Annotated in this window: 23 protein-coding genes; 14 read left to right on the top strand and 9 right to left on the bottom strand. The window is 53.5% G+C overall.

Features of this window, described 5'->3' with window-relative positions:
• The first annotated feature begins 23 nt into the window (after window positions 1-23).
• Window positions 24-305, top strand: a complete 282-nt coding sequence (locus AC1MDE_RS16415) for a helix-turn-helix domain-containing protein (RefSeq protein ID WP_058962127.1) — start codon at window positions 24-26, stop codon at window positions 303-305.
• A gap of 65 nt (window positions 306-370) precedes the next feature.
• On the opposite strand, the gene murA is transcribed toward AC1MDE_RS16415, so the two are convergent.
• The 7 genes from murA to mlaF form a co-directional block, all read right to left on the bottom strand.
• Window positions 371-1,630: a UDP-N-acetylglucosamine 1-carboxyvinyltransferase gene (gene murA / locus AC1MDE_RS16410; RefSeq protein ID WP_058962128.1), complete on the bottom strand. Its 1,260-nt coding sequence runs from the start codon at window positions 1,628-1,630 to the stop codon at window positions 371-373.
• A gap of 44 nt (window positions 1,631-1,674) precedes the next feature.
• Complete coding sequence (ibaG, locus tag AC1MDE_RS16405; RefSeq protein ID WP_034826599.1) at window positions 1,675-1,932, bottom strand: BolA family iron metabolism protein IbaG; 258 nt, start codon at window positions 1,930-1,932, stop codon at window positions 1,675-1,677.
• Window positions 1,933-2,046: 114 nt separating this feature from the next.
• Window positions 2,047-2,352, bottom strand: coding sequence for a lipid asymmetry maintenance protein MlaB (gene mlaB / locus AC1MDE_RS16400; RefSeq protein ID WP_034826600.1), 306 nt, complete (start codon window positions 2,350-2,352; stop codon window positions 2,047-2,049).
• 2 nt (window positions 2,353-2,354) lie between these two features.
• A complete protein-coding gene (mlaC, locus tag AC1MDE_RS16395; protein ID WP_034826602.1) occupies window positions 2,355-2,984 on the bottom strand; it encodes a phospholipid-binding protein MlaC in 630 nt (209 codons plus the stop codon).
• Between the two features lie 14 nt (window positions 2,985-2,998).
• A complete protein-coding gene (gene mlaD / locus AC1MDE_RS16390) occupies window positions 2,999-3,541 on the bottom strand; it encodes an outer membrane lipid asymmetry maintenance protein MlaD (RefSeq protein WP_034826604.1) in 543 nt (180 codons plus the stop codon).
• A gap of 4 nt (window positions 3,542-3,545) precedes the next feature.
• A complete protein-coding gene (gene mlaE / locus AC1MDE_RS16385) occupies window positions 3,546-4,328 on the bottom strand; it encodes a lipid asymmetry maintenance ABC transporter permease subunit MlaE (RefSeq protein WP_034826606.1) in 783 nt (260 codons plus the stop codon).
• A 4-nt stretch (window positions 4,329-4,332) separates the two neighbouring features.
• On the bottom strand, window positions 4,333-5,148 hold the full coding sequence (gene mlaF / locus AC1MDE_RS16380) for a phospholipid ABC transporter ATP-binding protein MlaF (RefSeq protein ID WP_034826608.1): 816 nt from the start codon (window positions 5,146-5,148) through the stop codon (window positions 4,333-4,335).
• A gap of 227 nt (window positions 5,149-5,375) precedes the next feature.
• On the opposite strand from mlaF, the gene AC1MDE_RS16375 reads away from it, so the two are divergent.
• From AC1MDE_RS16375 to npr, 11 genes are all read left to right on the top strand, one after another.
• Window positions 5,376-6,359: a calcium/sodium antiporter gene (locus AC1MDE_RS16375; protein WP_058962129.1), complete on the top strand. Its 984-nt coding sequence runs from the start codon at window positions 5,376-5,378 to the stop codon at window positions 6,357-6,359.
• A gap of 13 nt (window positions 6,360-6,372) precedes the next feature.
• Window positions 6,373-7,353, top strand: a complete 981-nt coding sequence (gene kdsD / locus AC1MDE_RS16370; protein ID WP_479401216.1) for an arabinose-5-phosphate isomerase KdsD — start codon at window positions 6,373-6,375, stop codon at window positions 7,351-7,353.
• A gap of 13 nt (window positions 7,354-7,366) precedes the next feature.
• Complete coding sequence (gene kdsC / locus AC1MDE_RS16365; protein WP_058962130.1) at window positions 7,367-7,933, top strand: 3-deoxy-manno-octulosonate-8-phosphatase KdsC; 567 nt, start codon at window positions 7,367-7,369, stop codon at window positions 7,931-7,933.
• Window positions 7,930-8,508, top strand: a complete 579-nt coding sequence (gene lptC / locus AC1MDE_RS16360) for an LPS export ABC transporter periplasmic protein LptC (RefSeq protein ID WP_480344840.1) — start codon at window positions 7,930-7,932, stop codon at window positions 8,506-8,508. The genes kdsC and lptC overlap by 4 nt, the downstream gene beginning before the upstream one ends.
• Window positions 8,477-9,031: a lipopolysaccharide ABC transporter substrate-binding protein LptA gene (gene lptA, locus AC1MDE_RS16355; RefSeq protein WP_034826619.1), complete on the top strand. Its 555-nt coding sequence runs from the start codon at window positions 8,477-8,479 to the stop codon at window positions 9,029-9,031. The genes lptC and lptA overlap by 32 nt, the downstream gene beginning before the upstream one ends.
• Window positions 9,032-9,036: 5 nt before the next feature.
• On the top strand, window positions 9,037-9,762 hold the full coding sequence (gene lptB / locus AC1MDE_RS16350; protein WP_034826621.1) for an LPS export ABC transporter ATP-binding protein: 726 nt from the start codon (window positions 9,037-9,039) through the stop codon (window positions 9,760-9,762).
• Between the two features lie 48 nt (window positions 9,763-9,810).
• Window positions 9,811-11,244 (top strand): RNA polymerase factor sigma-54, encoded by a 1,434-nt coding sequence (gene rpoN / locus AC1MDE_RS16345; protein ID WP_058962131.1) that lies wholly within the window; start codon window positions 9,811-9,813, stop codon window positions 11,242-11,244.
• 21 nt (window positions 11,245-11,265) lie between these two features.
• Window positions 11,266-11,553 (top strand): ribosome hibernation promoting factor, encoded by a 288-nt coding sequence (gene hpf, locus AC1MDE_RS16340; protein ID WP_034826627.1) that lies wholly within the window; start codon window positions 11,266-11,268, stop codon window positions 11,551-11,553.
• 162 nt (window positions 11,554-11,715) lie between these two features.
• On the top strand, window positions 11,716-12,198 hold the full coding sequence (gene ptsN / locus AC1MDE_RS16335) for a PTS IIA-like nitrogen regulatory protein PtsN (protein ID WP_176505766.1): 483 nt from the start codon (window positions 11,716-11,718) through the stop codon (window positions 12,196-12,198).
• Between the two features lie 52 nt (window positions 12,199-12,250).
• Window positions 12,251-13,105 (top strand): RNase adapter RapZ, encoded by an 855-nt coding sequence (gene rapZ / locus AC1MDE_RS16330; protein ID WP_038649498.1) that lies wholly within the window; start codon window positions 12,251-12,253, stop codon window positions 13,103-13,105.
• Window positions 13,102-13,374, top strand: a complete 273-nt coding sequence (gene npr, locus AC1MDE_RS16325; protein WP_034826632.1) for a PTS phosphocarrier protein NPr — start codon at window positions 13,102-13,104, stop codon at window positions 13,372-13,374. The genes rapZ and npr overlap by 4 nt, the downstream gene beginning before the upstream one ends.
• Window positions 13,375-13,380: 6 nt before the next feature.
• On the opposite strand, the gene mtgA is transcribed toward npr, so the two are convergent.
• Both mtgA and arcB read right to left on the bottom strand, forming a co-directional pair.
• The gene (gene mtgA / locus AC1MDE_RS16320) at window positions 13,381-14,103 is read right to left on the bottom strand and encodes a monofunctional biosynthetic peptidoglycan transglycosylase (protein WP_045815873.1); all 723 of its coding nucleotides are present in this window, start codon (window positions 14,101-14,103) and stop codon (window positions 13,381-13,383) included.
• A gap of 878 nt (window positions 14,104-14,981) precedes the next feature.
• Window positions 14,982-17,336 carry an aerobic respiration two-component sensor histidine kinase ArcB gene (gene arcB / locus AC1MDE_RS16315; RefSeq protein ID WP_058962133.1) on the bottom strand — a complete coding sequence of 785 codons (2,355 nt, stop codon included), beginning with the start codon at window positions 17,334-17,336 and terminating at the stop codon, window positions 14,982-14,984.
• A gap of 885 nt (window positions 17,337-18,221) precedes the next feature.
• On the opposite strand from arcB, the gene AC1MDE_RS16310 reads away from it, so the two are divergent.
• Together AC1MDE_RS16310 and AC1MDE_RS16305 are read left to right on the top strand one after the other, a co-directional pair.
• On the top strand, window positions 18,222-23,753 hold the full coding sequence (locus AC1MDE_RS16310; protein WP_058962134.1) for a glutamate synthase-related protein: 5,532 nt from the start codon (window positions 18,222-18,224) through the stop codon (window positions 23,751-23,753).
• A 66-nt stretch (window positions 23,754-23,819) separates the two neighbouring features.
• The gene (locus AC1MDE_RS16305; RefSeq protein ID WP_034826640.1) at window positions 23,820-25,574 is read left to right on the top strand and encodes a sulfite reductase subunit alpha; all 1,755 of its coding nucleotides are present in this window, start codon (window positions 23,820-23,822) and stop codon (window positions 25,572-25,574) included.
• Window positions 25,575-25,792 lie beyond the last annotated feature (218 nt).

Raw genomic sequence — 25,792 nt, 5'->3', positions numbered from 1 at the left:
ACATGGACAAGGAGCAGGACGTTATGAAAGCAAGGAAACAGGATTGGCATCCCGCAGATGTGATTGCAGCACTGCGTAAAAAAGGCACATCAATGGCTGAATTGTCACGCAATTCGGGGCTGAACTCGTCCACACTCTCCAACGCACTTTCCCGCCCCTGGCCCAAAGGAGAGTGGTTAATCGCTGACGCGATCGGTGTTCATCCCGCCGAGATCTGGCCAACTCGCTATTATGATCCCATTACATCGCGCTTGCTGGATCGCAAAAAACGTATTCGATCCCCCAGGGTTCGGCAGGAGATCTGAGATCCAGGACATAAAAAAACCAGCCACGCTGCCGTGACTGGTTTTCTTCGCGTGCGAGATCGGTGTTATTCGCCGCTGACGCGCTCGATATTGGCACCCATGGCCTTCAGTTTATCTTCGATGTGCTCATAGCCACGGTCGATATGATAAATACGGTCCACAATGGTGGTGCCTTCCGCGATGCAACCGGCCAGTACCAGGCTCGCAGAAGCGCGCAGGTCGGTTGCCATCACTTGTGCACCTGACAGCGTCTCAACACCGTGGCAAATCGCAGTGTTGCTTTCGATTTCCGCGTGACCGCCCATACGAATCAGCTCAGGGATGTGCATGAAACGGTTTTCGAAGATGGTTTCGGTGATCACGCCAGTGCCTTCCGCCACCATGTTCAGCAAGGTGAACTGTGCCTGCATGTCGGTTGGAAAACCTGGGTGTGGTGCAGTACGGACGTTAACCGCCTTAGGGCGCTTACCGTGCATATCGAGGCTGATCCAGTCTTCACCGGTTTCAATCTCAGCACCCGCATCACGCAGCTTTGCGAGTACCGCATCCAGCGTATCGGGCTGGGCTTTATGGCACACCACTTTACCGCGGGAAATCGCAGCAGCAACCAGGAAGGTACCGGTTTCGATACGATCCGGCAGAACGCGATACACACCGCCACCCAGACGTTCTACGCCTTCGATGGTGATTTTATCTGTGCCTGCACCGCTGATTTTTGCGCCCAGTGTGTTGAGGAAGTTTGCCGTATCGACAATTTCCGGCTCACGCGCGGCGTTTTCAATAATGGTCGTGCCAGTGGCAAGTGTTGCCGCACTCATGATGGTCACGGTCGCGCCAACGCTGACTTTGTCCATGACGATATGCGCGCCTTTCAGGCGGCCATTAACGGAAGCTTTGACGTAACCTTCTTCCAGTTTAATTTCCGCACCCAGCTGCTCAAGGCCAGTGATGTGCAAATCAACCGGACGTGCACCAATAGCACAGCCGCCTGGCAATGAAACCTGACCCTGACCAAAACGGGCCACTAGCGGACCCAGTGCCCAAATCGAGGCACGCATGGTTTTCACCAGATCATACGGTGCGCTGAAGACATTAACTTCGCGAGCATCAACGTGAACCGAACCATTACGCTCAACGCGCGCACCCAGCAAATTTAGCAGCTTCATGGTGGTATCGATATCACGCAGCTTCGGCACGTTCTGAATCTCTACCGGCTCTTCTGCCAGCAGCGCAGCAAACAGAATTGGCAGCGCAGCATTCTTCGCCCCGGAAATGGTCACTTCACCACTTAAACGGGTGGGGCCTTGCACACGAAATTTGTCCATTAACGGCTCTCAATTATCTATCAACAAAACAACCTGTGAGGCGCTTAGAAACCGTTGAGTTTACGGTCGCGCGCCCACTCGGTTGGGGTATAAGTTTTGATGGAAACCGCATGAATACGGTTATCCGCAATGTATTCCATCAGCGGCGCATAAACAGCCTGCTGTTTTTTCACACGACTCAGTTCACCGAACATCTCACCCACCGCGATCACCTGAAAATGACTGCCGTCGTTGCTGAGAACATGTACTTCATCTAATGGCAGCGCCTGCATCAGCACGGCCTGAACTTCACTATTTTCCATCGCTCTTTGCTTCACTTAATAATAATAAGGCGGATATCTTAGAGGAAAGCGCCTGACTCTTAAATACGCAAAAGCCCCTGAATAAATCAGGGGCTTTTGGCGATGACTACGTTATCAGGCGATTTTTTCCGCAGAAACAATAATCTGCTGCAGGTTATACAGCGCAATTAATGACTGGAGTTTGTCGTTGATACCGGTGAAAAGTGGCGTGCTACCTTGTGCCCGCGCGATCTCGCGCAGGTGGACTAACAAAGCCAGTCCCGCTGAATCCACGCGCTCCAGCGCCGCGACATCAATGGTCGCGATATCCACCATGGCGGTTTCACGTTCATGCCACAATGACAGCAGGGTATCGCGATCCAACATGCCGCTTAAAGATAGCGTGCTGGCATTGCGCTGCCAGCGTAACGGTTCGCTCATGCTTACTGTTTATCCAGAGTGATAGGCTGCGCTGCGTAGGTTTTCAACTGCGCGGTCAGACCATCAATGCCCTTAGTACGCAGCAAATCACTCCATTCATTTTGTTTGGTAGTGATCATGCTGATGCCTTCAGCCACCATATCATAGGCCTGCCAGTTGCCGGTCTGGCTGTTCTTGCGCCATTGGAAATCAAGGCGCACAGGCGGACGGCCGTTCGGATCCAAAATAGTCACGCGAATCGCCACGATGTTAGCATCGCCAATCGGCTGTGGTTGCTGAATCTGGTAGGTTTGACCGTGGTACAACGCCAGCGCCTGGCCATAAGCCTGAGCCAGATAATCGCCAAATGCGGCAAAGTAAGCGTCGCGTTGCGCGGGCGTGGCTTCACGATAGTATCGGCCCAGCACTAATGCACCCGCGTACTTGATCTGTACATACGGCAGCAACTCCTGACGCACCACCTCACGCAGATAGTTAGGATCCTGCTTGATTTTAGGTTGCTCGTTTTTCAAGCGGGTGAAGGTCTTCGCCGCCGCTTCATTCATTAGTTTATAAGGATCGCTCTGATCCGCTGCATTGGCCGCCAGCGGCACAATCGCCAGCATGGCAATCATCAGGAAACGTTTAAACATTGTGTTTTACCTCTCTATTCCGTTGTAGCAGGTGCTGCCGGAGCAGGCGCACTCTCGGTGCCCTGCTTTTGATTATCGTTTTTATTGTCGCCGCTCTTGTAGAGGAACTGGCCGATCAAATCTTCCAGCACCATCGCGGATTTGGTGTCACGCAACGTGCCGCCATCTTTCAGCATTGCCGAACCCAGTTCTGGATCGTCAAAGCCTAAATTCAGTGCGAGGAACTGTTCACCCAGCAGACCTTGCGTGCGAATGGCCAGCGAGCTGGTGTCCGGGATTTTGTCAGCATACTGATCGCTGATGTCCATGGTGACACGCGGCGACAGCGTTTTATCATCCAGCGAAATATCCGTTACTCGACCAATCACCACACCACCAATTTTCACCGGTGAGCTGACTTTTAGGCCGCCAATATTATCGAAAGTGGCATACAGCTTCCATGTCGGTTCGGTGCCAAGTGACTTGAGATCGGCCACGCGCAGGCTGAGGAATAACAGTGCCAACAGTGCTGCCAGCATGAAGACGCCAACCCAGATTTCGTTTTTCTTGCTTTGCATTGCATCAATTCCCAAACATCAGTGCTGTCAGCACAAAGTCCAAACCGAGTACCGCCAGTGAAGCATGCACTACGGTACGCGTTGTCGCCCGACTAATCCCTTCCGAGGTCGGGATGGCATCATAGCCATTGAACAGCGCAATCCAGGTTACCGTCACGGCAAAGACTGCGCTTTTAATGATGCAGTTGATGACATCGGTGCGGAAATCCACGGCATTTTGCATCGCTGACCAGAAGAAGCCCGGATCGATGCCTTTCCAGCCCACGCCCACCAACGCCCCACCGGCAATACCGACTGCCGTAAAGATCAAGGCTAGCAGCGGCATGCTGATAAACCCTGCCCAGAAGCGCGGCGAAACCACGCGACGCAGCGGATCAACGGCCATCATTTCCATGCTGGAGAGCTGTTCGGTGGCTTTCATCAAACCAATTTCTGCCGTCAGGGCTGAACCCGCGCGTCCTGCAAACAGCAATGCCGTGACCACGGGACCCAGTTCGCGCAGCAGCGATAAGGCCACCAGCATGCCGAGACTGGTTTCAGCGCTGTAGGTCGTCAGCACCAGATAACCCTGCAGGCCCAGCACCATACCAATGAATAAACCCGAGACCACAATGATCAGCAGCGACAGCACACCCACGCTGTACAGCTGTTTTACCAGCAGTGGCGCGTGGCGGCGGAAAGCGGGTTTACCCACCAGCGCATGAAACAGCATCAGGCCTGCACGGCCAAACGCCGCGCAAGTATTAATTCCCTGACGTCCAAGTGACGCCAGCGCCTTTAGCAACATCAGTTTACGTTCTCCCTGCACGAGTCAGATCGCTGAGGTAATCCCCGGCAGCGAAGCGGAATGGCACTGGACCGTCCGCATGACCCTCAATAAACTGGCGCACGCGCGGATCGGGATTTTCCCGCAACTCCGGCGCACTGCCCTGGGCAATAATCTTTTGACCGGCAACAATATAGGCATGGTCAGCAATGCTCAAGACCTCTGGCACATCGTGTGAAACCACAATGCATGTCACACCTAACGAGTGGTTCAATTCATCGATCAATTTCACCAGCACGCCCATGGTAATCGGATCCTGGCCGACAAAGGGCTCATCGAACATGATCAGGTCCGGCTCCAGCGCAATCGCGCGCGCCAGTGCGGCACGGCGCGCCATGCCACCAGAAAGCTCGGCCGGCATCAGTTTGGCTGCACCGCGCAGGCCGACTGCTTCCAGCTTCATCATCACCGTGCTGTGCAGCAATTCCGGCGGTAATTGTGTGTGTTCACGCAACGGCCAGGCAACGTTATCAAAGACGTTAAGATCGGTAAAAAGTGCACCCGACTGGAACAACATGCTCATTTTTTTTCGCACTTCATACAATTTAGTGCGGGAAAGCGCTGGGATATTCTGGTCACGGAACCAAATTTCCCCTTTATCCGGTTGCAACTGACCACCAATCAGGCGCAGCAGCGTGGTTTTTCCAATCCCGGATGGCCCCATAATAGCAGTCACTTTACCCGCTGGCACGGTAAGCGAAATGTCATCAAAGATGACGCGGTCTCCGCGAGTGAAGCTGACGCCACGAACCTCAACCAGATTCGTTTTTTGCTGGATCATCGTTACCTCTTTATGCGGATCGGGCGTAATCAAAGTCGTGGATGGTAGCCTGGTAGACCACAATGCACGATAGTTTTACAGAAACTTACCCGTCAGGTGTGGCGAAAACGGCCTTAAAATTTACTTTTGCCTCTCAGACAGTCAAAATCAGCGCCTGTTTCCGCGCGCGCAATGTATTTACCTGTCGGACAAGGTTTGCCGACACACCTATCCATCAAGGATTTTTCATGTTCGTAGCCACTGCCCTGCTGTTTATTGGATTGATTTTACTGGCTTACGGTGCTGACCGTCTGGTTTTCAGTGCCGCGATCCTGTGTCGATCCTTCGGCATTCCTCCGCTGATCATCGGCATGACAGTGGTAAGCATTGGCACATCGTTACCCGAACTGATCGTTTCTTTTTCTGCAGCGCAGCATGGGCAAATGGATTTAGCTGTAGGGACGGCGCTGGGCTCAAACATTACCAATATTCTGCTGATCCTCGGCGGTGCCGCACTTTTGCACCCATTGACAGTGCACTCCAACCTGATTCGGCGCGAACTCCCCCTGATGCTGCTGGTCTCACTGCTGAGTGGCATCATGTTGTTTGATAATCACCTTAGTCGACTTAATGGCATCGCGCTGCTGCTGATTGCTTTAGGTTATCTGCTGATCGCCATTCGCATCGCCCGCCGCGCAGAGCGGGATAACAACGACACGTTAACGCGCGAACAATTGGCTGAACTGCCGCGCGATGAAGCTGGCAATACCGTGGCCTTTCTGTGGCTGGCGGTGGCGCTGATTATTCTGCCGATGTCAACGCGGATGGTGATCGATAATGCCACCGTGTTTGCCGACTATTTTGGTGTCAGCGAGCTGGTCATGGGTCTGACGTTGATTGCCGTCGGCACCAGCCTGCCTGAACTGGCTACCGTATTGGCGGGTGCATTGAAAGGTGAAGACGATATCGCTATCGGTAACCTGATTGGCGCTAATATCTTTAATCTGGCCATTGTGCTGGGCCTGCCCGCGCTGGTGCACCCCGGCAGCGTTGATGCACACGCTTTCGCACGAGATTACTGGGTGATGCTAGGTGTCAGCGTGCTGTTCGCCCTACTTTGCCTGTTACGCAAACGCCGGATTGGCCGCGTAGCGGGCTCTCTTTTGTTATCGGGATTTATTGCGTGGGTTCTGTGGCTGTGGCTCAGCCCTGCGCTCATCACAAGTTATTAAGGACGGACTGACCATGTCACATCAGCAACCGGTTTTTGATTACCAACAGTCAGGTAAAGCGGTACTGCGCATCGAACGCGAAGGGCTGGAGCAGCTCGATCAGTATATTAATGCCGACTTTAGCCGCGCCTGCGAAATGATCATTGCCTGCCGTGGAAAAGTGGTGGTGATGGGCATGGGCAAATCCGGTCATATTGGTGCAAAAATGGCAGCGACTTTTGCCAGTACCGGCACGTCCTCGTTCTTTGTTCATCCTGGCGAAGCGAGCCATGGTGACCTCGGCATGGTGACAGCAAACGACGTGGTGATCGCTATCTCTAATAGTGGCGAATCGAACGAAATTCTGGCGCTCATCCCGGTCCTCAAGCGACAGAAAGTGCCGTTGATTTGCCTCACCAGCCGTCCGGAGAGTGCCATGGGGCGTGCCGCTGACGTGCATTTATGCGTTAAGGTTCCACAGGAAGCGTGCCCGCTCGGTCTGGCACCGACCTCCAGTACTACCGCCACGCTGGTGATGGGCGATGCGCTGGCAGTTGCCCTGCTGGAAGCACGCGGCTTTACTCAGGAAGACTTCGCGCTCTCGCATCCCGGTGGCGCACTGGGCCGCAAACTGCTGCTACACGTGAGCGATATTATGCACAGTGGTGACGAGATCCCACACGTCAGCCGCGATGCGTCGCTGCGGGATGCGTTGCTGGAAATTACGCGCAAAAACCTCGGCCTGACGGTGATTGTTGACGACCTGATGAAAATCGAAGGCATTTTCACTGATGGCGACTTACGCCGCATCTTCGATATGGGCATCGATTTCCAGTCAGCCAGCATTCAGGATGTGATGACGCGCGGCGGGATTCGCGTGCGCCCGAATATGCTGGCTGTTGACGCACTGAATCTGATGCAAAACAAAAACATCACTGCGGTACTGGTCGCCGATGACGATCGTCTGCTCGGTGTGGTACATATGCATGACATGCTGCGCGCTGGCGTAGTTTGAACAGGAACAAATAATGAGTGTTGAAACCACGATGATCGATACCTGCTATGGCCCGGTGAGTGCCGAGGTAATGGCTCGGGCGGCGCGGATTCGCCTGCTGATTTGCGATGTGGACGGTGTGATGTCTGACGGCGTGATTTACATGGGCAACAACGGCGAAGAATTGAAAGCCTTTAACGTCCGTGATGGCTATGGTATTCGCTGCCTGCTGACCTCTGATATCGAAGTGGCTATTATTACTGGCCGCAAAGCGAAGCTGCTGGAAGATCGTTGCCAGACGCTCGGCATTACGCATCTTTATCAGGGACAATCAGATAAGCTTTTGGCGTGGCGTGAACTCCTGGATAAACTGTCATTATCTGCTGAGCAAGTGGCTTACATCGGCGATGATTTGATCGACTGGCCTGTGATGGCGGAGGCCGGTTTGAGTGTGGCCGTCGCCGATGCCCACCCCGTGTTATTACCTCGTGCACACTACGTCACCCGTATTGCCGGTGGCCGTGGTGCGGTACGTGAACTCTGCGATCTGATTTTGATGGCGCAGAACAAATTTGAGGATGCCAAAGGGCAATCAGTATGAGTAAGAGCAGGCGTTGGATAACGCTGATTTTGGCCTTGATTGCCCTGGTGCTGATCGGCTGGAATCTCACCAACCAGGACGATAGCGAAGCGCCGGTGGCGACCAATAGCCAGGAGCCAAGCTATACCAGCGAGAAGTCCCATTCTGTGGTGTATAACCCCACGGGCGCGCTGGCGTACAAACTGATCTCGGATAAAGTGACTTACTTTGCGGCAGATGAGGTGAGCTGGTTCGATAATCCGGTTGCAACCACGTATGATGAAAATAAAGTGCCCACCTGGACTATACGTGCCGATAAGGCAAAGCTGACCAAAGATCGTATGCTGTATCTATATGGTCACGTCGAAGTGAATTCCCTGACCCAGGATTCTCAACTTGAGCGCATTATTACCGATACGGCTCAGGTTAATCTGGTCACCCAGGATGTGACATCTGACGATCAAGTCACCCTATTTGGCCGCAGTTTTAATTCCACTGGCATGAAGATGCGCGGCAATTTACGAACCAAGAATGCCCAGCTGCTTGAAAAGGTCAAAACTTCCTATGAAATCCAAAATGAACAAAAACAGCCTTAAGTTGTTGTTGGTAAGCGCCTTACTGGCGACCAGCCTGCCCGCGCTGGCCCTGACGGGAGACTCTGACAAACCCGTTAATATTGATTCGGTGAATCAGGCGCTGGATCTGCAAGGCAACGTAGCGACCTTTACCGGCAATGTCATTGTGACCCAGGGTTCAATCAAAATCACCGCTGACAAAGTGGTGGTCACACGTCCAGGTGGCGACAGTAAAAAAACTATCGTGGATGCCTACGGCGCTCCCGCCACTTTCTACCAGATGCAGGATAACGGCAAACCCGTGCAGGGCCACGCCTCAAAACTGCATTATGAGCTGGCGAACGATTTCGTTGAACTGACGGGCAATGCCTTCATTCAGCAGCTGGACAGCAACATCAAAGGCGATCGCATCACTTACCTGGTGAAAGAGCAGAAAATGCAGGCATTTAGCCAGGGCGAAAGCAAACGCGTCACCACCGTACTGGTGCCGTCGCAGTTGCAGGACAAAAACGGCTCGTCCACGAGCCCTAAAAAGAGTAACTGATCGCTATGGCCACATTAGTCGCTGAAAACCTGGCGAAAGCCTATAAAGGCCGCCGCGTGGTGGAAGATGTCAGCCTGCAGGTAAAATCTGGCGAGATTGTCGGCCTGCTGGGTCCAAACGGTGCCGGCAAGACCACCACATTCTATATGGTTGTCGGGATTGTGCCGCGTGATGCAGGCCGCATCGTGATCGATGACGAAGATATCAGTATTCTGCCGCTGCATGCGCGAGCGCGCCGTGGTATTGGCTATCTGCCGCAGGAAGCGTCAATCTTCCGCCGTCTAAGCGTGTTCGACAATCTGATGGCGGTGTTGCAAATCCGCGATGATTTAACGGAAGAGCAGCGTCAGGATCGTGCCAATGAGTTAATGGAAGAGTTCCACATTGAGCATCTGCGTGACAGCATGGGGCAGGCGCTTTCCGGTGGTGAACGCCGCCGTGTTGAAATCGCTCGCGCTCTGGCAGCCAACCCCAAATTTATCCTGCTGGATGAACCTTTTGCCGGTGTTGACCCGATCTCAGTCATCGATATCAAAAAAATCATCGAACACCTACGCGACAGCGGTCTTGGCGTGTTGATCACCGATCACAACGTGCGTGAAACGCTTGCGGTGTGCGAACGTGCTTACATCGTGAGCCAGGGACATCTGATCGCGCATGGCACGCCGGATGAAATTCTTGCAGATGAGCAGGTTAAACGGGTTTATTTGGGCGAAGAGTTCAGACTCTGATAAGGTGTCGTTATTCACGACATTTGCTTAGGAAATTCAAGCAGAATTATGAAGCAAGGTTTGCAACTCAGGCTCAGCCAACAGCTGGCGATGACCCCACAGTTGCAGCAGGCCATTCGTCTGCTGCAACTCTCTACGCTTGAACTCCAGCAGGAACTGCAACTGGCGCTGGAAAGCAATCCGCTGCTTGAGCAAACCGATCTGCATGAAGAAGTCGATTCACGTGAGCATCAGGAGAGCGACTCGTTAGACACACGTGAAGCCCTCGAACAGAAAGAGATGCCCGAGGAGCTTCCACTCGACGCCACCTGGGATGAAATCTACACCGCGGGAACGCCTTCTGGCACGGGTACCGATTACCAGGATGATGAGCTGCCGGTTTATCAAGGCGAAACCACCCAGTCACTGCAGGACTACCTGATGTGGCAAGTGGAGCTCACGCCGTTTACGGATACCGACCGCGCGATTGCCACTTCAATTGTCGACGCCATTGATGACACGGGCTATCTCACCGTTTCCGTCCAGGACATCTGCGACAGCATTGGTGATGAAGAGCTGACGCTGGAAGAGGTTGAAGCGGTGCTGAAGCGTGTTCAGCGCTTTGATCCTGTCGGTGTCGGTGCACGTGATCTACGTGACTGCTTGCTGGTGCAACTTTCACAATACGCTGCCGATGCGCCAATGCTGGCAGAAGCGCGGTTGATCGTCAGTGAACATCTGGATCTGCTGGCCAACCACGATTTTCGCAGCCTGATGCGTATAACACGCCTCAAGGAAGAAGTGCTGAAAGACGCGATGCTGCTGATTCAGTCACTCGATCCCCGTCCCGGCCAATCGATCAACACCAGCGAACCCGAGTATGTGATTCCTGATGTACTGGTGCGTAAAACCAGTAAGCGCTGGACCGTTGAATTGAATTCAGACAGCTTGCCGCGCCTGAAGATCAATCAACATTACGCCGCGATGGGCGGTTCCGCACGTAACGACAGCGACAGCCAATTCATTCGCAGTAATTTGCAGGAAGCCAAATGGCTGATTAAAAGCCTCGAAAGCCGCAACGACACACTGCTCAAAGTGACGCGTTGTATTGTCGAGCAGCAGCAGGCGTTCTTTGAACAGGGCGAGGAATACATGCGGCCGATGGTGCTGGCAGATATCGCCCAGGCCGTGGACATGCATGAATCCACCATTTCCCGTGTGACCACGCAAAAGTACCTGCACAGCCCGCGTGGCATCTTTGAATTAAAATATTTTTTCTCCAGCCATGTGAATACCGAAGGCGGTGGCGAAGCCTCTTCCACGGCGATCCGTGCCCTGGTGAAGAAATTGATCTCCGCGGAGAACCCCGCAAAACCCTTGAGCGACAGCAAACTCACCTCCATGTTATCCGATCAGGGCATCATGGTGGCGCGACGTACGGTTGCTAAATATCGCGAGTCTTTATCTATACCGCCATCAAACCAGCGTAAGCAGTTGGTTTGACCGAACGAAGAAGGAAGACCTATGCAGCTAAACCTGACCGGACTGAATGTTGAAATCACTGAACCGCTGCGCGAATTTGTAAATAGCAAATTTGCCAAACTGGAACACTACTTTGATCGTATCAATCAGGTTTATATTGTTCTGAAAGTGGAGAAGGTGACGCAGATTGCGGAAGCAACACTGCACGTCAACGGCGGAGAGCTGCACGCCACAGGGGAAGCGGAAGACATGTACGCGGCCATCGACGGGTTAATCGACAAGCTTTCCCGTCAGCTGACCAAACACAAAGACAAACTGAAAAAACACTAACCTTCATGCTTGCAGAGTGCTGACCGATTCGGCACTCAGAGCGCAAATGGGGCGGGTTAACCGCCCCGTTTTGTCATCTGCGCAAGCGCCAACGGGAGACTCGCCATTGTGTTATGAATGGCGTTAACCTTGCGGCTATGTGAACTCGCAAGTGAAACGATGATGAACAACGATCTGACACTGGAATTGAGCTCGGTCCTCTCACTGGACTGTACCCGTAGCGGCGTACACTGCCAGAGTAAAAAACGCGCGCTGGAAATTATCAGCGAGCTGGCAGCGAAGCAGCTCAATCTGCCGCACCAGACACTTTTTGAAGCCATTCTGACTCGCGAACGTATGGGCAGTACTGGCATTGGCAACGGTATCGCCATTCCGCATGGCAAGCTGGAGGAGGATACGCTGCGCGCCGTTGGCGTATTTATCAGCCTCGACCAACCAATCGCTTTTGACGCCGTGGATAATCAGCCGGTTGATCTGCTGTTTGCTCTGCTGGTGCCTGCAGACCAGTGCAAAACCCATTTGCATACGCTGTCGCTGGTCGCTAAACGTCTGGCAGACAAAACCGTCTGCCGCCGTTTGCGTGCGGCACAGAGTGATGAAGAACTCTATGCCATTATCACAGAAGCTCAGGAAGAACACTCTTAAGCGACAGACACATTTACCGGCCTATTCGTCGGTTTAAAACGGGAGAAATGTGATGGTGCTGATGATCGTTAGCGGTCGGTCAGGCTCAGGAAAATCGGTCGCACTGCGTGCCCTGGAAGACATGGGATTTTACTGTGTCGATAATCTACCCGTGGTGCTGCTACCGGAATTAGCGAACACCCTAACAGAGCGCAATATTTCAGCGGCCGTCAGCATTGATGTGCGCAACATGCCTGAATCGCCGGAGGTGTTTGAAACGGCGCTCAACAATCTGCCGGATTCGTTTTCACCACAGTTACTGTTCCTGGACGCCGATCGCAACACGCTGATACGGCGTTACAGTGATACTCGCCGCATCCATCCGCTCTCCAGTAAAAACCTGTCACTGGAAAGTGCGATTGATGAAGAGAGTGACCTGCTTGAGCCTTTGCGTTCGCGGGCAGACCTGATCATTGATACTTCCGAAATGTCGGTCCATGAGTTGGCTGAAATGCTGCGTACGCGCCTGTCAGGCAAACGTGAGCGTGAGCTGACCATGGTGTTTGAGTCCTTCGGCTTCAAACACGGCATTCCCATTGATGCCGATTACGTCTTCGATGTGCGTTTCCTGCCAAACCCGCACTGGGATCCCAAGCTGCGTCCGATGACCGGGCTTGATCGTCCTGTTGCGGCTTTCCTCGACCGCCACACTGAAGTACATAACTTCATTTACCAGACGCGCAGCTATCTGGAGCTGTGGTTGCCGATGCTGGAAACCAACAACCGCAGCTATCTAACGGTCGCGATTGGCTGTACCGGGGGTAAACACCGTTCGGTTTACATCGCCGAACAGCTGGCAGATTACTTCCGTTCACGCGGCAAAAATGTGCAGTCTCGTCATCGCACTCTGGAAAAACGTAAATCATGACCGTGAAGCAAGTCGTTGAGATTCGCAATAAGCTGGGCATGCATGCGCGCCCGGCAATGAAACTGTTCGAGTTGGTGCAGAGTTTTGACGCAGAGGTACTACTGCGCAATGAAGCCGGTACGGAAGCCGAAGCCAGCAGCGTGATTGCGCTGCTGATGCTCGACTCCGCGAAAGGCGGCCATATCGAGATTGAAGCCAGCGGTCCGCAGGAAGTCGAGGCGCTGGCTGCGGTGATTGAGCTGTTCGAAGCCGGGTTTGACGAAGACTAATTGCTGTTAATGCAATTTGTAACGCGCGAGGAAACCTTCCCCACCTAACTGACGCATCTGGCGCATTATCCACTGCTGGCGCATTCGTATATACCCGGAAGGTGCATCAGCGCGGAAGCGAATCGGGTTTGGTAGTACCGCCGCCAGCAGCGCCGCTTCAGAAATCGTCAGACGACTGGCTGGTTTGTGGAAGTAGCGCTGTGAAGCCTCTTCTACACCAAACACGCCGTTGCCAAACTCCGCAATATTCAAATATACCGTCAGAATGCGGCGTTTGGTCCACACGGTTTCGAGTCCAACGGTTAAACCGGCTTCCAGCCCTTTTCGCACCCAGCTGCGGCCATCCCATAAGAACAGGTTTTTTGCGGTCTGCTGCGACAGCGTTGAGGCACCACGCATCTGTTCTGAGCCATCGTTATCCAATACTTTTTGTATCGCATCGACATCAAAGCCCCAGTGCTCCGGAAATTTTTGATCTTCAGAAGCGATCACGGCCAGCGCCATCCACGGAGAAATCTCATCCATGCTGACCCAATCGGAGTGCGCCACATAGTCGAACCGACCACTGAACCAGGCGCCCAGTTGACGCTCCACCATCACCGCAGAAAACGGCACAGGTAAAAAGGCAAAGATCACGATGCCTGCCAGCCAAATTCCCAACCACGCCAGCAGCACTTTAGCAATCAGCACTTTAAGGCGTTGCCCCATTTTCCCTTTACTCTTACTCATGCAATTTTCTCTTACCTGTTCCCTGCATTAATCAATCACCCCGGTCACAATTTTGATTACCTGTAATCCTGGGCAAAACTTTACCGCTTATCGCGTGAAAGTTAGAGATGAAGTTATTACCTGCGTCATCATCGTTCCTCTATTAGAGCCAATCACATCAAGCACTTCCATTATGAGGGAATCGGTTCCATGGTGAAAAATCCAGCAAAACCCTTACAATCGGATACTTCATACAAAGTGATAAAGATCACGTTTAAACTTTCACAATACTTAACAATAAACTTTCAAAGCGTTTGAATAAGCGCACTGATGAGCGCAGCCGTTTCAATAAACGTGGCTGAAATCGCGTCAACATCATCATGATTAGCCCTGACAATGGTAAAGGATTTAGCCTTCCGTTTGGTTTACATTGCACCGCAAAACCTTAAACTGGAACTTTCAGCAGAGGGTTTCCAAAACGTTTTGGATAACCCACCAGAACCACCTTATTTGTTACCTAATATCAGCATGTTAAGTTCAATCAACTCTGATTTTTCGGCTGATTAGGAATTTCAGTGCAGCTGTCAGGCTTTTCCTGCTTCAGGCTGAAGGAAATTCAGGCAAAAAGCAGAACAATTGGTCAAAAATAGTGCAATACGGCAAAGAAATTAATTCCTTGCTTGACTGTGTCAGCAAATTAATGTTTTCTGTATTTAATCGCTGCTCAACTTCACACAATTTAATGAATCTTGTCACAAGCGTTGGCGAATTTGTTAAGGTGATTTCGAAGCGTTAACCAATACCATACTGTTGCTGATCTATTCGACTTCTAACGATAGCAGCAGTACCCATTTCCCTGGTGTTGGCGCAGTATTCGCGCACCCCAGTTTCGACTGGGGTCATTTTTTTCTGGCGTCCGAAGATTTTTCCCTTTCAGCTACCCACTCGCGTAACACGTTAACGTCATGCAGCCACTCATGTTTTAATTCGTCGATCCACTCCTGCACGTTGTCCCACCATGCTGGCAGTTCCGGTGACTGTATCTGTTTCGCCAGTTTCTGCAGATGCAACAGTCCTACTGAGCCCGCAGCACCCTTAATTTTATGCCCTTCTTCCGCAATCCCTTTTTGATCGCGCGCCATCATGTTGGAATCCAGCACGTCGAGATAGCCCGGCATCATTTGTTCAAACATCGTCAGGCTTTGTGTAATCAATCCTGGGCCGACCAATTCGATATACTGTTCCAGCATCTCCACATCGAGCAGCATGCGCGAGTGTACGTCTGAGGACGTCTGAATCTCTTCTTCCGGTTCGCCCTGGTAATCCCAGAACTTTTTAATCATCGCTGTTAAGGCCGGCACCGCCAGCGGTTTACTCAGCACATCATCCATACCGGCGTCGAGATACTCTTTTTTATCTTTCAGCACGTTGGCGGTCAGTGCCACCAGCGGCGGCAGCGCCATGCCAGCATGGCGTTGGTGAATAGCGCGTGACACATCCAGTCCGGTCATATCCGGCAGTTGAATATCCAGCAACACCAGATCAAATTCCTGCGGATCAAACATCGCCAGCGCTTCAGTGCCGGTCATCGCCACTTCCACACTGCATCCCAGTTTCTCCAGTACCGAGCGCGCCACAATGACGTTCAGTTCAATATCTTCAACCAGTAATACGTGCAGCGCCGGCAGTGGCATGCTGTCGTCGAGATCTTCGTCTTCCACCTCATCGGCCACACGAGGTGCATTTATCTCGACCACAAAGCATGAGCCCTGCCCCGGCGCACTACTCACGCTAATATCGCCGCCCATCGCCTGTGCCAGACGACGAGAAACCGCCAAACCAATACCGGTACCGGTGGCGGGTTTTCCGCCGTGCTGATCTTTAACCTGGTAATACATGGCGAAGATCTTGTCCTGCTCTTCCTGCGGAATTCCCATGCCAGAATCCTGCACTTCAAAGCGCAGCGTTTCGTCCTGGTGATAGGCGACCCGCACCACAATCTCACCCTGCTGGGTGAATTTCACCGCGTTACCGATCAGGTTCCATAAAATTTGACGCAGGCGCGTGCCGTCAGCAGAGATGATGTGCGGCAGTGGCAGCTCCGGTGCCATCACGAACTTCAGCCCTTTCGGCTGCGCCAGTAACCCGGAGAGGTTTTCCAGATCGGCAAGGAAGCCGGTGAAGTCGAGCGGCTGATTATCCAGCTGCACTTTGCGGCGCTCGATTTTGTCCACTTCAATCACGTCATTAAAGATGTTGCCAAGCGTGATGGCCGAGACATGGATGGTTTTCAGGTACTTCAGTTGTTCCTGATTGAGATCGGTGTCCAGCAGAATGCGGCTCAAGCCGACAATGCCATTCAGCGGCGTACGCAGTTCATGGCTGATGGTTGAAATAAAAGTGGTCTTCTCACGGCTGGCATTCTCCAGCGCGTCCTGATAACGCTTACGCTCAGTAATATCGCGACCAAAGCCCATCAGGCCGCTGCGTTTACCGACGCGATCGTAATACGGCACTTTGCGGATTTCGAAGCAGGCTTTGCGCCCATCAGGATATTGCAGCCACTGTTCGTACGTCAGGGAGACGTTATGGCGGAATACCTTCTCATCGGTCTCCAGCACCTTGGAGGCGGCATCTTCGTCGTAGATGTCGCGCGGCGTCAGACCAATCAGCTGCTTCTCGCTCATGCCGGTCAGTAGCTCCATCGCGCGGTTACAGCCCGAGAACTGCTTGTCGATGTTGCGATAGAATACCAAGTCCGGTGAGGCATCGAGGAAGGAGCGTAAGAAAGAGGATTGCTGTTCCAGCTCGATTTGCGCCTGTTCGCGACGCGCCATCTCTTCGCGCAGTTTATCCATCACCTGCTCGCGGGCCTGCTCCGCTTTGATACGATCGTTAATTTCCTGATTCAGCTGAGCGATGGTCTCTTTCATTTGCTGATTAAGTTCAAGATCGCGTGTGCGCATCTCTTCCAGCTTATCGACCAGCTTTGTCAGGCGCTGGCGAGACTCTTCCAGCTGATCAACCACCACCGAGAGAAAATAGACGGCCCAGGGCGTGATTAAGAGACCAAAGAACACCGATCGCACCACATCGATACTCTCAACATGGCCACGCAGTACCATGGTGACCGCCATCTGCACCACCATCGCCAGCACCACCAGTGCTGAAGCTAACAGTAGCGAGAAACGCACCAGCCCCAGCTTGACCATCAAATCAACGTAGTACTGCGCTAAAAGACGAATCTGTTTCATCACGAGCTCCCTGAACGAAATCTGGCTCATGATAGCGTAATTATCGCGGCACTGCGCCGACTCAGCGTGTCATTGCCTGCTGACTTTGCCTCATTATGGTGCATCGCAGCGCCTTTTCGCCGATGTTCGCGTCGTTATGCGCAAATCGCTTGACTAAATCTGCCAACTGAATAATCTGGAGGGCCGCGCTTTTGCGACCTTTTTGTCACATCCCGTGCTATTCCGCCTCCCGGCAGCCATTTCATCTGATGGTTGCGCCTCGTTATTGCATATTCATTCAACTTTAGCGCCATTTTACTCACAATCAGCTTGATTAATTTTACTAATGACAGCCCTATTTTGATTCAAATATGACGCCATAAGAAAAACAGATACATGCTGTGCGTGAAACCGCCCCAACAGAATTTTATGCTGATGGAATGCAGTTATTCAGCATTGATTAGATATCTGAGGCGTACCTCACAGTGAGACGGCTCACACTTCATAGGGGAATCAGAATCGTCAGATTGACAGTTATTTACGTAATAAATTGTTCATAATCATGATGTTAATTGGTAAAACAGCCGATTAACCGCAACAAAGCTGGCTATTTGACCTGAGTTCGCTTTCCCGATAAGTTGGAATTCCGCTGGATGCTTTCCAGTCGGGACTGTGTCTCGGCATATCTATGCAGCAAGAAACTCCCTCTGGATGCAAGTTATCTCCCGTAAGAGACCGGAAGTAAGAGCAGCTCATCAAGGACGAGACCATACTCTCTTGAGAGCCTTTGCTCGGTATTGCGACGTCCGCGTTTAAGCGGCGAAAACGAATTTGATACAGCACGCAGCGGTGCTCTGTGCTTGAAATAATGCAGGTAATGTCAAAAGCAGTTTAAGGAGACCCTCAATGTCCACTCAAAAACCTCATCCCTATGGTTTGTATGATCCCTCAGCCGGTAGTGATAGCTGTGGTGTTGGGTTTATTACCCGTAAGGACGGCGAGCAGACCCATGAGATCCTGCAGATGGCGCATAGCGCACTGTGCACGGTACCGCACCGTGGCGGCATGTCTGCTGAGGGCGTGGGCGATGGCGCAGGTGTCAACGTCGACCTTTCTCTGAACTTCTTCCGTAAAGTCACCGGCCAACCGCTGGAAGCCGGTCGCTTTGGCGTCGGTAACTTCTTCGTGCCAAAAGATGGCGAGCTGCGCGCGAACGCTGAGCGTCTGGTGGAAGAAACCCTCGCTGCCCATAACTTCCCTGTGCTGATGAAGCGTGATATGCCGCTGGACGGCAGCGTGACGCGTCCAGCCGCTCTGCAATTCCAGCTGCCGATTGTGCAGTGGATCTTTGCGGCTCCGCAGGAAGTCACCGAACAACTCGAGTTCGAGCGCCACATCTATCGTGCGCTGCTGGACATCGAAGCGCGTGCCTTTACTGAAAGCGAATTCGGTGGTCTCTATCCGCTGTCGCTCTCTTCACGCACTCAGGTATTTAAAGCACGCCTGAACTCTAATGAAGTGATTCCGTACTTCAAAGATTTGACCGATGCCGATCATCAGGTGCGCGGGCTGTTCTTCCATACCCGCTTCTCGACCAACACCGATCCGCACACCACCATGGCACAGCCGTTCCGTCTGATGGCGCACAATGGTGAATTGAACACCGACCGTAAGAACCGTATCGCTGAAGCGGCGCTGATGCTGGCGCGCGGTAAGAAAATCGTGCGTCCGAAAGGCCAGTCCGACAGCTCGCGTCTGGACCAAAGCATTCATAGCCGTTTGATGGAAGATAACCTCGACCTGATCAACGCCGTAGTCTCAATGATGCCACCAGCGTGGGAAAACGACACCTCACTGTCAAATGAAGTGCGCGCCATGCTGGAGTACTTCTCTCTGTATGAAGAGAAGAACGATGGCCCGGCAGCGTTGATCTTCGGTAATGGCGAAGTGATCGGGGCACGCCTTGACCGCCTGGGTCTGCGCCCATTGCGTTCTGTCGAAACCGCCGAATACATCGGTGCGATGTCAGAAGCGGGTCAGATTGCCTTCCCACCGGAAAGCGTACTGCGTCGTGGCCGTATCGAAGCGGGCGGCATGCTCTATTACGATCACAAAGAAAAACGCTCTTACACCACGGTGGAAGCGCTGGAAAAACTGGCAGCAGAGAAAGATTACCTTTCACTGCTGAGCGCGGCTCGCGTGGACCTGCACGATCTGCCGGAGATTCAGGCAGAGCAGCTGGGCTCACCGCTTCGCTATCGTGGTGACCTCAAAACCTATCAGCGTTTTGTGGCGTATTACTACAACCAGGAAAGCTTCAAATTCATGATGGACCCGATGCTGCAAACCGGCGCTGAGAAGATCTCGGCGATGGGTTACGGCAACGCCATCAATGGCCTGTCCGACCACGAAGGCGGCATGGCGCACTACTTCTCACAACGCTTTGCTCAGGTCACCAACCCGCCGCTGGATTCTATCCGCGAAGCGGACGGCATGACGCTGCGCGTGGCACTGGGTGCAAAACCGCACCTTGGCCGCAGCAAAGGTCAGCAGGTTATCGTGCCAACGCCGATCCTGACACACCTCGATATGCTGCGTCTGCGCGAGCAAACCGTCGCACCTTATGCGCGTTTCGAGATGCTGTATGAGCCGGTCATCGGCAAAGATATCGTCAGCCGTGCCGCCAACGCCAAGGCGCTGGAAAACGCCATTGATAATCTTGCACAGCAGGTCGTGGATTTCGCACGCCAGCAGGGCGGCATTGCGGTAATCACCGACCGCCACATCTCTTCAACTCACGCGGCGATTCCTATGCTGCTGATGGTCTCTGCCATCAACCAGCGTTTGGTGCAGGAAGGTCTGCGTCTGGATGTTTCTCTGGTGGTAGAAAGCGGCCAGAGTATCTCCTCTCACCACATTGCAGCCACTTTAGGCTTTGGTGCGTCAGCGGTTTACCCGCTGGGCGTACAGATGCGCGCGGAAGAGAAATATGGCGAAGGCGAAGAAGGTAACAAAGCCTTCAAACGCTATGCCAAAGCCGCCGAAAAAGCCTTGATGAAGACCATGGGTAAAGTGGGTCTCTGTACCGTTGAGAGCTACAGCTGTGGTGAATTCTTTGAACCTAACTTCCTGAATACCGACGATCCGGTTCTGAAGAAGTACTTCCCGAATATCAAAACCCCTGTGGGTGGCGCGGGCTTCCCGGCTATCGCTCAGATGGCGGTTGACTGGCATCAGAGTGCGCTGAAAATCCAGGGCGAGGCAGAAGTGCCACTGCTCGGCTTGTTCAAAGAGCGTGCGGAAGGTGCAGGTCACTCTTACGGCACCATCGCCGTGCGTACCTTTATTGATATGACGGAACAGCCGATTCGCTTCGCGGACAAAGCACGCGAAGAGGACAATTTCATCCGTCTGATGACGCTGGCCAAACTGGACAATGCCTTCAGCATTAAAGCTGACGCATTCAAAGACAGTAGCTTCGAACGCATCCCGAACGAGGTCATTGACTCACTGGCGATCACGCCGGATTACCGTCAATTCTCCAGCCTGATGCACGCCGAGCGTAAACGTCGCCCTGCTGCGCTGCGTGACATCCTCGCGCTGCCGTGTGATTTGACCCACGTTGACAGCGAAGCGGAGTTTGGTCGTAAACTCGGCCGTTACTCACTGGTCAACAACGGTTTTGCCACCCGTGGATTGAAGTGTGAAGCGGTGGAAGGCAGCCTGAACCAGTTCGAGCTGCGCCTGATTGATTCCATCGCGGGCCTGAAGCCAGAAGATGAACGTCTGGAAGCGCTGGCACGTGCACTGAAAACCCGCTTTAGCGACGACATCGAAAGCAGCAGCGTGGCCGGCGGTGTATTGCACATCACCGCTTACGGTAAAGCGGCAGATTATCTGTCACTGATCTTTACCGCACTGCCTTCTCTGCCGCTGGAAGAGATTCAACCGGCACACGAAATTACCCGTACTTTCGCCTCAGGTGCGATGAGCCACGGTGCGTTGGTGGCACCTGCACATGAAGCGGTAGCGCACGGCACTAACATGGTCGGCGGCATGAGTAACTGTGGTGAAGGTGGCGAGCACTATTCCCGTCACGGCACCATCCGCGCGTCACGCATTAAGCAGTTGGCGTCAGGCCGATTCGGCGTGTGGGCGGCTTATCTGGCCGATCCGATGCTGGAAGAGCTGGAGATCAAAATCGGTCAGGGCGCGAAGCCGGGTGAAGGCGGACAGCTGCCTGCACCGAAAGTGACCGTGGAGATCGCCGCCGCGCGTGGCGGTACGCCGGGTGTTGAGTTGGTTTCCCCCCCACCGCACCACGATACCTACTCCATCGAGGATTTGGCGCAGCTGATCCACGACTGTAAGGCAGCGCGCGTGCGCGTTATCGTGAAACTGGTGTCTTCAGAAGGCATCGGTACCATCGCGGTGGGCGTGGCAAAAGCTGGCGCAGACGTCATTAACGTGGCAGGTAACACCGGTGGTACTGGTGCGGCCTCGGTCACCAGCCTGAAATACACCGGACGCGTTGCCGAAATCGGTATCGCGGAAGTGCATCAGGCGCTCTGCGCGAATGGCCTGCGTGACAAAGTGCAGCTGCGTTGCTCTGGCGCACAGCAAACCGGTAGCGACGTGATCAAGTCAGCCCTGCTCGGCGGCGACAGCTTCGAGTTCGGCACCACCGCGCTGATGATGCTGAAATGCGTGATGGCGAAAAACTGTAACGTTAAATGCCCGGCCGGTTTAACCACCAACGCCGAAGCCTTTGATGGCGATCCGCGTCAACTGGCACAGTACTTCGTTAACGTAGCGCAAGAAGTGCGTGAGTTCCTCGCCCGCCTTGGCCTGCGTTCACTGCGCGAAGCGCGTGGTCGTTCTGACCTGCTGCACCTGATGGATCACCCGCTGGAAGTCGGCAAACTGGACCTGCGTGCGATGTTGACCGTGGTGCCAGAGCAGAAAATCGCGAAGCCGGTCTATCTGGAAAAAGATTTTGAGCTGGATGATGGCTGGGTTGAAGAGCTGAAAACACAGCTGATCGACCAGGCGAGCCGCGATATCGCGCTCGGCGCAGGCATTACCCTGAACAACCGTAACAAGAGCGTGGGCGGCCAGTTAGCCATCGACATCGAGCGCATGCTCAACCACGAACTGTCTGCTGAACAACGTGCTGCACTGCCAGCGGTGTTCAAAGACGATCGCGGCCGTCATTATCTGGCACCGCGCACGGTGAATATCCACACCAGCGGTTCTGCTGGTCAGTCATTCGGTGCCTTCTGCAACGATGGTATGCAGATGAAGCACTACGGCACCTGTAACGATGGCGTGGGCAAAGGTCAATGCGGTGGCGAACTGGTGGTGATGTCACCGGGCGGCGGCGCTCAAGACAGCGACGGCAACGTGCTGATCGGTAACTTCGCGCTGTTTGGTGCGACCGGTGGTCGTTTGTTCGTACAAGGCCAGGCGGGCGACCGTTTCGCGGTTCGTAACTCCGGTGCAACCGCAGTCGTCGAAGGCGTCGGCGATTTCTGCTGCGAATACATGACCAATGGCGCAATTCTGAACCTCGGCACCTTTGGTAAAGGTTTCGGCAACGGCATGAGCGGTGGCTTTGCTTACCAGTACGATCCGTACGGCGCACTGGCAGGACACGCAGCGGGTGATTCCGTGCTTTTCGGTTCAATCGCTGACGAAGATGAATTGGCGCAGGTTCACAAGCAAGCCGTGCTGACCATGCTGAACTGGCACCTGGAAGCCACCAACTCACCGCGCGCAGCCTGGCTGCTGGAGAATTGGGAAACCGAGTGCCACCACTTTGTCTACGTGATGCCGCGTTCATTGCTGCTGTATCAAGATGGTGGCGAGATCCTGAAAGCGAAATCACGTAAGGATCTGCTGGAAGAGCTGTCAACCTCACTGGCTGCACATCAGGTTGCCAAATTCAAAGCGGCCTGGCGCACGGGTAAAACCATTGCGGATGGCGCCGTACCGGCTTACGGTGCGACGGATACAGCGGAAATGTTCGTGTTGCTCAACAACTACACCGTGCTGAGCTTCGCGCAGCAGCTGGCGCTGGGCAAACTGCCGAAAGGCACGCCTGTTGAAGATGCTGCGGTTGAGAAAGCGGTTCGTAACCTGCTGATGACCGAAGATTTTGCGCTGGTGAGCAAACTGCAACGCCATGCACGCTCAGCCATTGAGGGCTACAGCGATGACGAACTGGCGAGTCTGATTGCAGCAAAACGTATGTCCGATTACAAAGCAGCATTAACGCAACGCAACATTCGCTCCATGGACAGCCTGGCGACCTATGGCTGGATCATTTATCAGGATGCCCGCAACCGTGAGGTGCTTGGCCATCTGCCTGATTTCGAAGAGCTATTTGCACGCGCCGCGCTGCCAGAAATCGCCGCTGCTGTCGGGAAACTTTCCTGATAGCAGCACCAATGAATGTGTGTATATTGACTGAACATCACGAGACGGGTTTGAGTACAGATATCCATGAAGATTCCTTACATTCCTGAAGATGCGCCGTTTAACGGCGAACAGAAATACTGGCTGGCGGGTTTTCTCGCTGGTCTCCACTCGCGTCTGTTGGTATTAGAAGATAAGCAGACGGCACCTGCGGCCGGTGGCGCCACCAACACGCAGTTGCACATTCTGTTCGGTTCACAGACCGGCAATGCTGAAGCGCTGGCGCAAACTGCCGCAAAAGCCGCGCGTGCCAAAGGTCTGGTGCCGGTGGTTCAGGCATTGGGCGAAGTGGATTTGGACGTGTTTGCGACCATGCGCCATGTGCTGATTGTCACCTCCACCTACGGTGAAGGCGAAATGCCGGACAACGCCCAGCTGTTCTGGCAGGCACTCTCTGCCAGCACCGCACCACGCCTGGAGCAGATGCATTTTGCTATCCTGGCGATTGGTGATACCGGATACGATGGCTTCTGTCAGGCCGGTAAATTCTTCGATATGCGTCTGGAACAGCTGGGTGCAAAACGTGTCTTTGACCGCATCGACTGCGATATCGATTTTGAAGAGCCGTCGAGTGCATGGATTGGCGATGCAATGCCACAATTTGCCGCCAGTGCGGGTAGCAGTGGCACGGTATTAGAGAGCGCGCCAGAAGCGCCAGTCATTCCTGGTAGCAACAAGCAAAATCCTTATGCTGCTGCATTGGCGACCAACAAGCGTCTGTCAGGCGAATCATCGGCGAAAGATATTCGTCACTTTGAATTCGACCTCACCGACAGCGGTCTGAAATATGAAGCCGGTGATGCGTTGGGTGTCATCCCAGTGAACGATGCTGAGCTGGTTAGCCTGCTGTTGAGCGAATTGAAAGCGGATTACGAAACGCCAGTACCTGGCTTTGACCGTAACCTCGGCGACCTGCTGACCTATCAGTTCGAAATCTCCGAGCCATCGCGCAAGCTGATTGAGTGGGTGGGTCAGCACACTGCCAACCAGGAACTACTGCACGTATTACAGCACGACGATAAAGACACGCTGGCTAACTGGCTGTGGGGCAAAGACACGCTGGACCTGCTGCAGCTTGAGTTGAAGCGCACGCTGTCTGTTCCAGAACTGGTGGCGATGCTGCGTCCGTTGCAGCACCGTGCGTACTCCATCTCTTCCAGCTCCAAAACGCATCCGAATCAGGTGCACCTGACGATTGCTTCCGTGCGCTATCACAGCGGTGGCCGTGAGCGTAAAGGCGTATGTTCAACCTACCTGGCTGAGCGCGTGCGCCGTGGTGAGAAGCCAGCGATCTTTATTTCGCCAAACAAAGCGTTCCGGGTGCCGGCTAACGGCAATGCTCCGCTGATTATGGTTGGACCTGGCACCGGTATTGCCCCGTTCCGTGCCTTCCTGCAGGAACGTCAGTCAACCGGAGCTGAAGGTAAGAACTGGCTGTTCTTCGGCGATCAGCATCAGGAACACGACTACATTTATGAAGATGAGCTTAATGGCTGGCAGCAAAGCGGTCTGTTAACACATCTCGACCTGGCATTCTCACGCGATCAGGAAGAGAAGATCTACGTGCAGAATCGTATGCTGGAAAAAGGCGCTGAGCTGTATGCCTGGCTGCAGGATGGCGCGTACTTCTATGTTTGTGGCGATGCTTCGCGCATGGCGAAAGATGTGGATGCAGCGCTGTATGAAGTGGTGCGCCAGTTTGGTGGACTCTCTAGCGAACGTGCAGCGGCTTACATTGACCAGTTGAAGAAAGATAAGCGCTATCTGCGTGACGTCTACTAAGGCCCAAAAAAAGGAAGCTAATGAGCTTCCTTTTTTACATCTGCTGTCGCGGCACGATGAATCGCACCATGTAAACGCGGTTCAGATGCGCGATCAATCGCGCCGTTATTGAGAAATGCATCCATAAAAAAACGGGCCAATTGGCCTAATGCCGATCAGTTAAGGATCAGTTGAACGATCCAGTGGCTGTGTAAGAATCCGGAAACGCTTCGTTTCCG

The sequence above is a fragment of the Pantoea folii genome (assembly GCF_056678875.1).
Note: the sequence above shows the minus strand (reverse complement) of the source record. Positions and strands in the feature narration are given on the sequence as shown.

Bases quoted from the DNA above. Each gene is read 5' to 3' on its own strand.
- AC1MDE_RS16415 (WP_058962127.1), top strand. From the start codon at position 24: ATGAAAGCAAGGAAACAGGATTGGCATCCCGCAGATGTGATTGCAGCA.
- murA (WP_058962128.1), bottom strand. From the start codon at position 1,630: ATGGACAAATTTCGTGTGCAAGGCCCCACCCGTTTAAGTGGTGAAGTG.
- ibaG (WP_034826599.1), bottom strand. From the start codon at position 1,932: ATGGAAAATAGTGAAGTTCAGGCCGTGCTGATGCAGGCGCTGCCATTA.
- mlaB (WP_034826600.1), bottom strand. From the start codon at position 2,352: ATGAGCGAACCGTTACGCTGGCAGCGCAATGCCAGCACGCTATCTTTA.
- mlaC (WP_034826602.1), bottom strand. From the start codon at position 2,984: ATGTTTAAACGTTTCCTGATGATTGCCATGCTGGCGATTGTGCCGCTG.
- mlaD (WP_034826604.1), bottom strand. From the start codon at position 3,541: ATGCAAAGCAAGAAAAACGAAATCTGGGTTGGCGTCTTCATGCTGGCA.
- mlaE (WP_034826606.1), bottom strand. From the start codon at position 4,328: ATGTTGCTAAAGGCGCTGGCGTCACTTGGACGTCAGGGAATTAATACT.
- mlaF (WP_034826608.1), bottom strand. From the start codon at position 5,148: ATGATCCAGCAAAAAACGAATCTGGTTGAGGTTCGTGGCGTCAGCTTC.
- AC1MDE_RS16375 (WP_058962129.1), top strand. From the start codon at position 5,376: ATGTTCGTAGCCACTGCCCTGCTGTTTATTGGATTGATTTTACTGGCT.
- kdsD (WP_479401216.1), top strand. From the start codon at position 6,373: ATGTCACATCAGCAACCGGTTTTTGATTACCAACAGTCAGGTAAAGCG.
- kdsC (WP_058962130.1), top strand. From the start codon at position 7,367: ATGAGTGTTGAAACCACGATGATCGATACCTGCTATGGCCCGGTGAGT.
- lptC (WP_480344840.1), top strand. From the start codon at position 7,930: ATGAGTAAGAGCAGGCGTTGGATAACGCTGATTTTGGCCTTGATTGCC.
- lptA (WP_034826619.1), top strand. From the start codon at position 8,477: ATGAAATCCAAAATGAACAAAAACAGCCTTAAGTTGTTGTTGGTAAGC.
- lptB (WP_034826621.1), top strand. From the start codon at position 9,037: ATGGCCACATTAGTCGCTGAAAACCTGGCGAAAGCCTATAAAGGCCGC.
- rpoN (WP_058962131.1), top strand. From the start codon at position 9,811: ATGAAGCAAGGTTTGCAACTCAGGCTCAGCCAACAGCTGGCGATGACC.
- hpf (WP_034826627.1), top strand. From the start codon at position 11,266: ATGCAGCTAAACCTGACCGGACTGAATGTTGAAATCACTGAACCGCTG.
- ptsN (WP_176505766.1), top strand. From the start codon at position 11,716: ATGAACAACGATCTGACACTGGAATTGAGCTCGGTCCTCTCACTGGAC.
- rapZ (WP_038649498.1), top strand. From the start codon at position 12,251: ATGGTGCTGATGATCGTTAGCGGTCGGTCAGGCTCAGGAAAATCGGTC.
- npr (WP_034826632.1), top strand. From the start codon at position 13,102: ATGACCGTGAAGCAAGTCGTTGAGATTCGCAATAAGCTGGGCATGCAT.
- mtgA (WP_045815873.1), bottom strand. From the start codon at position 14,103: ATGAGTAAGAGTAAAGGGAAAATGGGGCAACGCCTTAAAGTGCTGATT.
- arcB (WP_058962133.1), bottom strand. From the start codon at position 17,336: ATGAAACAGATTCGTCTTTTAGCGCAGTACTACGTTGATTTGATGGTC.
- AC1MDE_RS16310 (WP_058962134.1), top strand. From the start codon at position 18,222: ATGTCCACTCAAAAACCTCATCCCTATGGTTTGTATGATCCCTCAGCC.
- AC1MDE_RS16305 (WP_034826640.1), top strand. From the start codon at position 23,820: ATGAAGATTCCTTACATTCCTGAAGATGCGCCGTTTAACGGCGAACAG.